The organism is Mesorhizobium sp. B2-5-4 (assembly GCF_006441095.1).
GTDB lineage: Bacteria > Pseudomonadota > Alphaproteobacteria > Rhizobiales > Rhizobiaceae > Mesorhizobium > Mesorhizobium salmacidum.
Genome location: NZ_VFUR01000003.1, coordinates 152,875 through 165,178 on the forward strand (window position 1 = coordinate 152,875; position 12,304 = coordinate 165,178).

9 protein-coding genes are annotated in these 12,304 nt (G+C 63.6%); all 9 read right to left on the reverse strand.

The features are described from left to right. Positions 1-118 precede the first annotated feature (118 nt). Positions 119-814: a TIGR02453 family protein gene (locus FJ492_RS05325; RefSeq protein WP_140715838.1), complete on the reverse strand. Its 696-nt coding sequence runs from the start codon at positions 812-814 to the stop codon at positions 119-121. After that, entirely contained in the window at positions 811-3,015 is a 2,205-nt protein-coding gene (ligA, locus tag FJ492_RS05330) for an NAD-dependent DNA ligase LigA (protein WP_140768859.1), read from the reverse strand. Before ligA ends, FJ492_RS05325 begins: the two co-directional genes overlap by 4 nt. 134 nt (positions 3,016-3,149) lie before the next feature. Then, positions 3,150-4,823 carry a DNA repair protein RecN gene (recN, locus tag FJ492_RS05335; RefSeq protein WP_140768861.1) on the reverse strand — a complete coding sequence of 558 codons (1,674 nt, stop codon included), beginning with the start codon at positions 4,821-4,823 and terminating at the stop codon, positions 3,150-3,152. Positions 4,824-5,001: 178 nt separating this feature from the next. Next, positions 5,002-5,871 carry an outer membrane protein assembly factor BamD gene (locus tag FJ492_RS05340; RefSeq protein ID WP_027141655.1) on the reverse strand — a complete coding sequence of 290 codons (870 nt, stop codon included), beginning with the start codon at positions 5,869-5,871 and terminating at the stop codon, positions 5,002-5,004. Positions 5,872-6,132: 261 nt separating this feature from the next. Beyond that, positions 6,133-7,083 (reverse strand): UDP-3-O-acyl-N-acetylglucosamine deacetylase, encoded by a 951-nt coding sequence (gene lpxC, locus FJ492_RS05345; protein ID WP_140768863.1) that lies wholly within the window; start codon positions 7,081-7,083, stop codon positions 6,133-6,135. Positions 7,084-7,363: 280 nt separating this feature from the next. Further along, positions 7,364-9,049 (reverse strand): cell division protein FtsZ, encoded by a 1,686-nt coding sequence (ftsZ, locus tag FJ492_RS05350; RefSeq protein WP_140502428.1) that lies wholly within the window; start codon positions 9,047-9,049, stop codon positions 7,364-7,366. 66 nt (positions 9,050-9,115) lie between these two features. Then, positions 9,116-10,423: a cell division protein FtsA gene (ftsA, locus tag FJ492_RS05355; protein ID WP_015317215.1), complete on the reverse strand. Its 1,308-nt coding sequence runs from the start codon at positions 10,421-10,423 to the stop codon at positions 9,116-9,118. After that, positions 10,420-11,361, reverse strand: a complete 942-nt coding sequence (locus tag FJ492_RS05360; protein ID WP_140768865.1) for a cell division protein FtsQ/DivIB — start codon at positions 11,359-11,361, stop codon at positions 10,420-10,422. Before FJ492_RS05360 ends, ftsA begins: the two co-directional genes overlap by 4 nt. After that, positions 11,349-12,275 (reverse strand): D-alanine--D-alanine ligase, encoded by a 927-nt coding sequence (locus tag FJ492_RS05365; protein WP_140768867.1) that lies wholly within the window; start codon positions 12,273-12,275, stop codon positions 11,349-11,351. Before FJ492_RS05365 ends, FJ492_RS05360 begins: the two co-directional genes overlap by 13 nt. Between the last annotated feature and the right edge of the window lie 29 nt (positions 12,276-12,304).

Here is a 12,304-nt window from a genome sequence, read left to right on the forward strand (position 1 = left end):
ACGACATGCACGACAACAAAAGGAGTGGCGGTATTTAGGTGGCATGGGTTGCCGTGTCACACGAATTCGCTTGAGCCAAACGATCAGCGGAAATGATCGTCGACGCTTGCGTGGAGGCTCAGTCCTTCGCGGTCTTGCCCTCGATCGCCCTGCCCCAGTCGAGCAGCGGCTTGGCGCGCAAGGTGAAATCGACAAGTTCCTCGACCAGCTCCGGCCCGTGGATACCAGCCGGATCGATCGCGTGGCGGACGGCGAAATGCCGGTTGCGGATGGCAGCGACAAGATCCTCGTCGGCGACCTCTTCGAAGCCGCGCGGCGTGCGTTTCATGCCGCCTTCGGCATCGAGTTCGAGGCCATTTTTCCTCAGCGCCGCCACCACGGCGCGAAACGTATCGGGATGGCTCGCGATGGCCTTGCGCATGGCCGTCAGCAGTTCCGGCGCCGGCTGCCACCAGGCGACGCCGGCAAAGCAGCGCTCAAGCCCGATATGGACGAAGAACACGCCCTGCTCCATCTTGGTGCCGTCCGGCGACAGGATAGCCGACAGATGTCGGTTATAGGGTCGCTTGTCCTTGGCGAAGCGCACGTCGCGGTTGATGCGGAACAGCGATTTCTTGCGATCGCCGCGCAGACCGAGGCCGGCTTCCGCAAAACGCTGCGTAAGCGTGTCGACGAGATCACCCAGTGGGTCGCGCAATTCCTTTTCGAACAAGTCGCGATTCTCCAGGAACCACTCGCGACTCTGGTGGAAATCCAATGCCTTCAGGAACGGAATTGCCTTGGAGCCGAACCCCTTGAACGCTTCGCCCGTCACGACTTGCCGACCCGCTGCAGCCAGGTGTCCTCGTCGATGACTTCAACGCCGAGTTCGCTGGCAAGCTTGAGCTTGGAGCCCGCACCCGGTCCCGCCACCAGCAGATCGGTCTTGGCCGAAACCGAGCCGGCCACCTTGGCGCCGAGACGCTCGGCCATTGCCTTGGCTTCGGAGCGCGTCATCTTTTCCAGCGAGCCGGTAAAGACGATCGTCTTGCCGGCGACCTCGCTGTCGGCCGAGACGGTGACGATATACGGCTTCGGTTTGACCTGCTCCAGCAGCTTCTCGAGCACGTCGTCATTGCGCTCATTGCCGAAGAAATCGCGCAGCGCATCGATCACCGTATCGCCAATGCCGTTGATCGATGGGAAGACGGCATGCGGATCCGCCGCCGCCGCCGTCTCCTTGCCGACGCGGATCAACTCCTCGATGGTTGAAAATGTCCGGGCCAAGACGGCAGCCGTTGTCTCGCCGATATGGCGGATGCCGAGCGCGAAAATGAAGCGGTCGAGCTCCGGCTCTCGGCGCGAATCGATGGCCGCGAACAGCTTGTCGAGCCCCTCATAGTTGCGGTCCTCGACGCTGCGCACGTTCTTGCGGGTCTTGCCGGACGCTGCCTCGCGCTGCCTGGCCTGCTCCTCGCGCCGCTCGGCCAGCGCCTTGGTCACGGCGGGCCGGCGCTCCCTGAGCGTGAAGATATCGGCGGCGGTCTTGATCAACCCGGCATTGAAGAAAGTATCGATGTTCTCCGCGCCCAGCCCCTCGATATCCAGGGCGCCGCGCGACACGAAGTGGCGCAGCCCTTCCACTGCTTGCGCCGGGCAGATCAATTCGCCGGTACAACGGCGCCGTGAATCCTCCTTGCCGGTCTTTTCGTTGATCTCGCGTGTCGCCGGCGAACCGCAGATCGGGCAGGTGTGCGGGAATTCGTATGGCACGGCATTGGGCGGACGCTTGTCGACGACGACACTGACGATCTGCGGGATGACATCCCCTGCCCGCTGGATCACGACCGTGTCGCCGATGCGCACGTCGATACCGTCGCGGATCGGCTGGCCGGTGCTGTCCAGGCCCTTGATATAGTCCTCATTGTGCAGCGTGACGTTTTCCACCACCACGCCGCCGACCGTCACCGGCGCCAGCCGCGCGACCGGAGCCAGCGTGCCGGTCCGGCCGACCTGGATGTCGATCCTCTGCACGGTCGTCATCGCCTGTTCGGCCGGGAATTTGTGCGCGACGGCCCAGCGCGGCTCACCGGTGACGAAACCCCAACGGCGCTGCAACTCCAGCTGGTCGACTTTGTAGACGACGCCGTCTATGTCATAGCCGAGCGACGAGCGCTGCTCCTCGATCCGGTGATAATGCGCGACCAGCTCCTCGACCGACTTCGCCCGCACCATCAGCGGACTGATCTTGAAACCCCAATCGGCGAATTTCTGCACCGCTTCGTACTGCGTTGGTGCCGGATCCGCCGTCGTATAACCCCACGCATAGGCAAAGAATTTGAGATTGCGGCTGGCGGTGACGGAGGGATCCTTCTGGCGCAGCGACCCGGCCGCCGTATTGCGCGGATTGACGTAATCCTGGCCACCGACAGCCGCCGAGCGCGCCTTGAGCGCCTCGAATTCCGCATAGGTCATGTAGACCTCGCCGCGTATCTCAATGATCTCGGGCCAGCCCGAACCTTTCAACCTTGCTGGGATGTCGGCGATGGTCCTTAGATTGCCGGTGATGTCCTCGCCGACAGCGCCGTCGCCGCGCGTCGCCCCCTGCACGAACACGCCTTTTTCGTAACGCAACGACGCCGACAGCCCGTCGATCTTCGGCTCGGCGGTGAAGGCGATGTCGAGGTCCTTGTCGCGGTCGAAGAAGCGCCGGCCGCGCTCGATGAAATCGGCAACGTCAGCGTCGGTATAGGCCTTGGCGAGGCTGAGCATCGGCACGGCGTGGCGAACCTTGGTGAAGCCTTCCGCCGGTGCGGCACCCACCCTGAGCGAGGGCGAATCCTCACGCACCAGCCCGGGAAAACGCTCCTCGATGGCAAGATTACGCCGCCGCAGAGCATCATACTCCGCGTCCGTGATAACAGGCGCGTCCTCGGCATGGTAGCGCCGGTCGTGACTGGCGATCTCCTCGGCAAGGCGCTGGAGTTCGGCTTCAGCCTCGCTTTCGCTGAGCGAATCGACAGGTTTTTCGGCCATGCTTTTTGTCCCTGAACGGTGGCGCGTCACCATAGAGCATGATCCGGAAAAGTGGGAACCGGTTTTCGGAAAAGATCATTCCTGAACAGCAGGATGGAGCCATATCCTGACTCGCCCCATGACGCCGGATAGTCTCATGCCGCGTTTGTATTCTCGCGCAGCAGCCGCTCGGCGGCGGCGCGCGCCTCGTCGGTGATCGTGGCACCGGCCAGCATGCGGGCGATCTCCTCCTGCCGCGCCGTCCTGTCCATCTCGGCAATCCCTGTCGCGACCCGGTCGGTGCTGCCCGATTTGGAGATCAGGAAATGTGTCGCCGCGCGCGCCGCAACTTGCGGCGCGTGGGTGACGGAAAGCACCTGGACGCGCTTCGACAGCCGCGCCAGCCGCTGGCCGATGGCGTCGGCCACCGCGCCGCCCACGCCGGTGTCGATTTCATCGAAAACCAGTGTCGGCGCCGAACCACGATCGGCCAGCGCCACTTTCAGCGCGAGCAGGAAGCGTGACAGCTCACCGCCGGACGCGACCTTCATCATCGGCCCGGGCCGCGTGCCGGGATTGGTGCGCACCCAGAACTCAATCTGGTCGATGCCCTCCTCCATGCGCGTCTCGGCCTCGCTCTTCATCTCGACGATGAAGGCCGCGCGTTCGAGCTTCAGCGCCGGCAGTTCGGCCATCACAGCCTTGGTCAGACCGACCGCCGCGGCATGGCGGAGCGAGGACAGCTGTGCGGCGGCGATGTCGTAGGTTTCGCGCGCGGCCGCCGCCTGCCTTTCCAGGCCATGCAGGCGCTCCTCGCCGGCATCGAGATCGGCGAGATCGGCAACCATCGTGTCGCGCAGCTGCGCCAGATCGTCGACGGCGACGCTGTGCTTGCGCGACGCCGCGCGCAGCGAAAACAGCCGCTCTTCCGCTTTTTCCAGCCGCTGTGGATCATACTCCGTGGCCCGAAGCGCGGCCTCGACGCCCGATTGCGCCGCATCGAGCGACAACATCGCTTCATCCAGCGACTTGACCACGTCCTCAAGCAGGCCGGGCGCCTCCGTCGCCTTGCGCTGCAACCGCCTCAGCAGGCTGGCCAGTTGCGGCAAGGGCGAGGATGGACCCGACAGCACATCCTGCGCATCGTGGATTTCGGAGGCGATCTTCTCGGCGCGCATCATGTGGGCGCGCAGCTCCGCAAGTTCGGTTTCCTCGCCGGGCTGCGGATCGAGCTTGGTCAGTTCGGCGACCGCGGCGCGCAGATAATCGGCCTCGCGCGCGGCGGCCGCCACCTTGGCGCGATGGCGCGTCAGCTCCTGCTCGCAGGCGCGCCAGTGCCGCCATGCCTCGCCGGTCGAGCGGACGGCACCCAGATGGCCGCCGAAAGCATCGAGCACATCGCGGTGTGCGCCGGGATCGACCAAAGCGCGTTCATCATGCTGGCCGTGGATCTCGACCAGCGCGCGGCCGACGTCGCGCATCAGCGTCACACTGGACGGCTGGTCGTTGACGAACACACGGGTACGGCCGTCCGCCGTCTGCACGCGGCGCAGGATGACGTCGCCGTCATCCTCGATGGCGTTTTCGGCAAGCAGCGCGCGCACCGGATGGTTGCGCGGAACATCAAACACGGCAATGACCTGCCCCTGGGATGCGCCATGGCGCACTAGCGAGGCATCGCCGCGCGCGCCTAGCGCCAGCGACAGGGCGTCGAGCAGGATGGATTTGCCGGCGCCGGTTTCGCCGGTCAGCACGGAAAGACCAGGCTGGAATTCGATGTCCAGCTTTTCGATCAGGACGATATCTCGGATCGACAGTCTGGAAAGCATGAGAAACCGGACCTATTGCATGCCGCCCAAAAAGTGGACCCGGTTTCGGGATAACGACAGGCACGAAAACAAAAAGATTTGGAGCGGCACCCGACAGTTGGAGTCGCAGCGCCGCACTATCTTTTTGTTTGAGCTTCGGATCAATCCGAAAAAGCGCGCTGCGCGCTTCGCTCGGAGGTCAGGCGCCGGTAATCAGCTTCCCGGCCTTGGATATCCACGACCCGGCATTCTCGCGCGGTGCCAGCCCATTGCTCTGCAGCAGCTTGTAGGAATCCTTGTACCACGAGCTGTCGGGATAGTTGGTACCGAGCACCGCGGCGGCCGTCTGGGCCTCCGAGGTCAATCCCATCGCGTAATAGCTTTCGGTGAGGCGCGCGAGCGCTTCCTCGACATGGCGGGTATTGGAATAGTTTTCGACCACTGTGCGGAAGCGCTTGACGGCGGCGATGTACTCGCGGCGCTCCAGATAATAGCGCCCGATCTGCATTTCCTTGCCGGCGAGCTGGTCGTTGGCGAACCGGATCTTTTCCTTGGCGTCGTCAACATATTCCGACGTCGGCCAGCGCGTCACCAGGTCTTGCATGGTCTGCAGGGTCTGGCGTGCTTCCTTCTGGTCCTGCGTCACGTCCTTGATCTGGCGATAGTAGCTGAGACCAATGATGTACTGGGCGTAGGCGGCGTCATCCGTGGACGGATAAAGCGCCAGGTACCGCTTTGCCGACTGGATCGCGTCGTCGTAGCTGCCCTTTCGATAGTCGGCGAACGCGCCCATCACCATCGATTTGCGCGCCCACTCCGAATAGGGGTGCTGGCGGTCGACGGCGTCGAACTTCTTGCTCGCCTCGTCCAGGCGTCCCGCATTCATGTTGGCGAGGCCCTGATTGTAGAGAACGTCGGCCGGCTCGGTCTGGTCGACATAGGTCGACAAGTCGATATCTTTCTCCGACGACATGCAGGCCGACAGAAAGAGCGATGGAACAACCACCGAAAGCGCCAGGAAAACAGACCGCTGCGGCGCTTTCGATTGACCGACTCGCTTGAAGAACATGATTGGATTGCGCCCTTTCGGCGTTATTTCAATGCCTCTTGCATGCTGTTGTCCCAAAACTGATCCCCACTTTTGAGCGACATGCACTAATAGACGGCCGCAGCCATAAACCATAACCGCCTTGCCCGGCAACGCTATGTCCAGCCAATCGCACATTTTTGTGGCGGCGGACCGTGGCGTGAAAATCTATGCAATTTCGCTGATGGATGATGCATTCATGCAACACCCATGCCCCATGGAATCCGAAAAAGATTAAGAAAATCAGATCATCCAGGGCGCATAGAGCGGCGCGTTGACGGCGTTCATCTCGGCGGCCCGGCCACGCTCCCGGCGTGTCGTCTCGACGATCTCAAAGGCCGTGCGGTCCGACAGCAGGCGCCGCAGCGCGGCGGCGTTCAGCCTGTGACCGCCGCGATAGGAGCGGAAACAGCCGATGAAGCGCGCACCGGCCAGCGCCAGGTCGCCCATGGCGTCGAGCGTCTTGTGGCGCACGAATTCGTTGGGATAGCGCAGGCCGCCCATATTGATGACGCGGTTGTCATCACCGATCACCACGGAATTTTCCAGCGAGGATCCCAGCGCATAACCGGCGGCCCACAGCCGCTCGACGTCCTTCATGAAGCCGAAGGTGCGGGCCCGCGCGATGTCGCGGCGGAAAATATCGGCATTGATGTCCGATGCGAAGAGCTGACGGCCGATCGCCGGGCTTTCGAAATCGATCTCGACCTCGAAACGGGTACCGTCATAAGGCCTGAACTCCGCCCAGGAGGCGCCGTTCTCGATGCGGACCGGCTTGACCACCCTGATATATCGCCGCTTGACGGCCAAGACCTCGATGCCGGCCTGGTCGATGGCTTCGACGAACGCCATGGCGCTGCCATCAAGGATTGGGACCTCGTGGCCGTCGATCTCGATGACGACATTGTCGATGCCGAGCCCGAACAGGGCCGCCATGATGTGCTCGACCGTGGCGATGTGCTCGCCAGAGGGATCGCCGAGCATTGTGCAAAGGTCGGTGGCGCCGATCTCGGAGAACAGGGCGCGAAATTCGCGGCCCTGCCCATCGCCATTAAGGAGTTGGAACACGATGCCGGTATCGGCATCCGCGGGCATGAAACTGATGGAAACTTCTTTGCCGCTGTGAACGCCGGTGCCTGTAAGCGACGCGCGCGTCTTCACTGTCGTCTGGTGGTCGTGCAAGACAATCCCCATGAGCCCGTAATGCCTAGGTCCGCTTCTCCAGCCCGAGGGCGCGGCTCTTGTTAAATCGGCAGGCAGGGCTACTTCCCCCGAAATCCCGGCATACCGACTATGGTAGGCAGCGAAGATAATGTCCCGGCAAGGAGACTCCAAATCACGGTTTCTTACTCTTTGTAACCGCGAACTGGAACATGTACGGCACCATAACCAGTTGATTATGCTGTATTTTAAACGTTAACAGGCAAGCAATTCCTTGCCTGCCTGTTAACAATTGTTACAGTCCGTTAACGGCTCAGTTGGCCTGGCGGCGCAGGAACGCCGGAATCTCCAACTGATCGTCGTCCTGAGTCGCCCTGGTCTGTGGTGTCAGGCGGCCCTGATCGTCCAGCTGACCGCGGCGCGGCGCGTAGAGCTGCGCGTCCTGGCTGGCGAGGCGGCGCACTTCCGGTGCCGCCTGGCGCAGTTTGGGCTCGCGCGGTTGCGCCGGCTGCAGCCGTGCAGGTTCCTCTTCGCGACGGGTCAGGCCATTGGTCAGGCGCTTGAGGAGACCCATCGGGCCGCTGTTCTCATGGTCCACCGGACGGCTCTTGGCGTCGACCTCGGCCTTCACGACCGGCGGAAAGTCCTCGACGCGCGGCATGCGCTGCGGCGCCATCGCGACCGGCTGCTGAACCTCACGCAGCATTTCGCGCGGCTGCGGAGCCGGCTGCATCATCTGCTGGACGACCGGCTGCACCATCGGCTGCGGCTGTGCGGGCGGCGCCTGGAAGATCTTGCTCTGCGGGCGGAAATCGTCCGCATGGGCGACCGGAGCCGGACGAGCCTGCGCCATGGCCGCGGCATTCGCTTCGGCCAACTGGATGGCTTCGGCAACCGGATCGGCGGCGCGTGGTTCATACACCGCCTGCTGGACCGGTGCCGGGCGGCTTTCCACCGGGGCGACGGCCGGCCGGGCAGCCGGCTTCGGCGGAGCGGTGCGGATCGAAATCGGCGCGGCGGCGATTTCAGCCGCCGACTTGTCGATACCGGTGGCGACCACCGAGACGCGGATGACGCCTTCGAGTTCCTCGTCGAAAGTGGCGCCCAGGATGATGTTGGCGTCCTGGTCGACTTCCTCGCGGATGCGGGTCGCCGCTTCGTCGACTTCGAACAGGGTCAGGTCGCGGCCGCCGGTGATCGAGATCAGCAGTCCCTTGGCGCCCTTCATCGAGGTCTCGTCGAGCAGCGGGTTGGCGATCGCGGCTTCCGCCGCCGCCATCGCACGGCCCTCGCCCGAAGCCTCGCCGGTGCCCATCATCGCCTTGCCCATCTCGCGCATCACCGAACGCACGTCGGCGAAGTCGAGGTTGATCAGGCCTTCCTTGACCATCAGGTCGGTGATGCAGGCGACACCGGAGTAGAGCACCTGGTCGGCCATCGCGAAGGCGTCGGCAAAGGTGGTCTTGTCATTGGCCAGCCGGAACAGGTTCTGGTTGGGGATGACGATCAAGGTGTCGACGCATTTCTGCAACTCCTCGATGCCGAAGTCGGCCGTTTTCATGCGGCGCTGGCCTTCGAAGTGGAACGGCTTGGTGACGACGCCGACGGTCAGGATGCCCTTCTCGCGGGCCGCGCGGGCAACAACCGGAGCAGCACCCGTACCGGTGCCGCCGCCCATGCCGGCGGTCACGAAGCACATGTGGGTGTTGGTGAGATGGTCGAGGATCTCGTCGATGCACTCTTCCGCCGCGGCGCGGCCGACTTCCGGCTGCGATCCGGCACCGAGCCCCTCGGTGACATGCGCGCCAAGCTGGATCAGCCGGGAGGCCTTCGACATGGTCAGCGCCTGCGCGTCGGTGTTGGCCACGACGAACTCGACACCGCGCAGTCCGGCGGTGATCATGTTGTTCACGGCATTGCCGCCGCCGCCGCCGACACCGAACACGGTGATGCGCGGCTTGAGCTCGGTGATGTCCGGCTTCTGCAGATTGATGGTCATTGTCTCCGTCCTTTGCCTTTCACGCCGCTTCGCCGCCGCGGCCGCCTATGGGGCTGTCCCCGTCAATTAGAAACTGTCTCTCAACCACTGACTCATGCGATGCAGTTTTCCACCAGTTCCGGTCATCCTGAGACCGGAAATGCCTTTCGCCGGATGGCTCTCGAAGCTCGCCATCTGCGGATAGATCAGAAGCCCGACAGCGGCCGAGAAAGCAGGGCCTTTCGCCGCTTCGGGCAAGCCCGCCACGCCGAGCGGGCGACCGATGCGTACATTGCGCCCCAGGATGCGGCGCGCCGCCTCCGGCAGGCCGGCCAGCTGGCTGGCGCCGCCGGTGAGCACGACGCGCTTGCCGACCGCATTGCCATAGCCGGACTTGTTCAACCGGTCGCGCAGGAGTTCGAGCGTCTCGTCGATGCGGGCGCGCACAATGCGCGTCATCACCGAACGCGGGATCTGCAGCGGCACGTCGCCGTCGTCGCCGATCGGCTGGATTGAGACCAGGTCGCGGTCGTCGGCACTGCCCGGCAACGCCGAGCCGTGCATCACCTTGAGCCGTTCGGCGGCATCGAGCGAGGTCGAAAGTCCCTTGGCCATGTCGAGCGTGACATGGTTGCCGCCAATGGCGATGGCGTCGCCATGAACGAACTTGCCTTCCGAAAACACCGAGATCGTCGTCGTGCCGCCGCCCATGTCAATGCAGGCGGCTCCGAGTTCCAGCTCGTCGTCGACGAGTGCCGCCAGCCCGCTGGCATAGGGCGTCGCCACCATGCGCTCGACCGACAGGTGCGAGCGATTGATGGAAAGCTCCAAATTGCGCATCGGCGCGGCATCACCGGTCAGCACATGCATGTCGACGCCAAGCGTGTCGCCCACCATGCCGCGCGGATCGCGCACACCGCGCTCGGCATCCAGCGAGAAGCCGACGGGCAGCGAATGGACCACCTCGCGCTCGGCCTTCAGCGCCTGCTTGGCGCCGGCGCCGAGCACGCGCTTGATGTCGGCCTCGTCGGCCTCGTGGCCACCAAGGTTGATGGTGGCCGAGAAGCTTTCGCTCTTCAGCCGTCCGGCGGTCATGTTGACGATCAGCGAATCGACCGTCAGCCCGGCCATGCGCTCGGCGGCGTCGACGGAAAGGCGGATAGCATGCTCGGCACGATCGAGATCGACGATGACACCCGACTTCACGCCTTGCGATTTCTGGTGGCCGATGCCGATGACCTGGATGCGGTGCGAGCGGCCGCGCAGGAGCTTGCCGTCATCGTTCGGCTTGAGCTTGGCCACCATGCAGCAGACCTTGTTCGAGCCGACATCCAGCACCGTCAGGGTGCCCGACCGGCGCGACGAGGCATCGCCAGAACCGCCAAGCCAGCTCATATCTTCGTCTCCGGCTTGCGTTTCAGGGTTTTCGGCTTCTCGTTGAGCGCGGCTTCGCGCTGCGTCGCCGCCTGTGGCGTCAGCTCCACGACCAGCCGGTCTGTCAGGCGCATATCGACGGCGGCGATGTCGCGCGACAGCAGGCCCTTGTCATGGTCCATCTTGACGAGCTCGGCGAGCGCCTGTTCCTCGTCATCCTCGGGTAGCTTGATGGTGATGCCGTTGTCCAGCTTCAGGTCCCAGCGCCGCTCGCCGACGCGGACATAGCCTTTGATGCGACTGGCAAGGTCAGGATACCGTTCGATCCTGGCCAGGAAATCAGGCGCCTTGGCGGGCGCGCCGGTACCGATCAACAGCGGCAGGAGCACCTGCTTGCCGCCCGAGAACGGCGCGATGACAGCGCCATCCTTTTCGATGACGGAGAGGTCGTTGCCCTGCTGCCAGAGCGCGAAAGCCGCGCGCTCCTCGACGCGCACTTCGAGCGTATGCGGATAGACCTTGCGCACCGCGGCGACCTGGATCCACGGCAAGGTCGCGATGCGCTCCCGCGCGGCCTCGGCATCGAAGCCGATCAGCGAAGTCCAGCCATCGAGTTCAAGCCTGTCGAGAATGTCGATCTCTGAAGTCTGACGGTTGCCGACCACCTTGACCTGATCAACGGCAAAGCCGGTGCGGGCGGTGATGCTTTGAATGATACCGTCGGCATGACCGCCGAGGTAGGCGCCATAGGCCCCGCTCGAAGCCAGCAGCACCGACGACATGATCGCGACGGAGAACCGCGGCGCCTGGAATTCACCATCTCCAAGGCGCGTCAGGATGCGCACCGGGCGGCGAAGCACGCGCGGCAGGACGAAATGGTCCAACGACAATGGCAGGCCGAACAGCGACGGCCCGGCCGCGCCCCTCACCTTGCCCTGCCCCCATTTCAACGCAGACACGAAGCGTCCTCCACCATCCAACTCAACAGTTCACCAAACGAATGCCCGGCATGGGCGGCAATTTCAGGCACCAGAGACGTCGGCGTCATGCCCGGCTGAGTGTTGACCTCGAGCCATACAACCTCGCCATTTTCGGAGTGACGATCGTCATAACGGAAGTCCGACCGGGAAACGCCCCGACAGCCGACGGCTTGGTGAGCCTTGAGCGCCAGTGTCTGTATTTTTTGGTAAATATTCGGTGAAACTTTTGCGGGGCATTCGTGTTTTGATCCGCCCGCGACATATTTTGAATCATAGTCGTAGAAGGAATGGCCCGTCGGGATGATCTCGCAGACGCCAAGCGCCACATCGCCCATGACGGCGCAGGTCAGCTCGCGCCCATGGATGTAGCGCTCAACTATGACGGTATCGCCATATTTCCACTCGGACGACCCGATCACCTGCGGTGGGTGGGACTGCCCCTCCGACACGATGACGACGCCGAAGCTCGACCCTTCGCTGACCGGCTTGACCACGTAGGGCGGCTTCATCGGGTGTTTGTTCTGGATAGAGAAGCGGTTGGCGACCTTCGATTCGGCAACGGGAACGCCGACCGATTTGACGATCTTCTTCGCCTGCTCCTTGTTCATGGCAAGCGCCGAGGCGAGCACGCCGGAATGGGTGTAGGGAATGCCGAGATATTCAAGGATACCCTGGATGGTACCGTCCTCTCCGAACGGTCCATGCAGCGCATTGAAGGCGACGTCGGGCGTGAGCTCGGCAAGCACCGAGCCGACATCGCGCCCGACATCGACACGGGTGACCTGATAGCCTTCCTGCTCCAGCGCATCGGCACAGGCCTTTCCCGAAGACAAGGACACGGGCCGCTCGGACGAGAAACCTCCCAGCAATACGGCCACATGCTTGTTTTTCATTCCCCGTCATCCCCTCTCACGGCGGACCA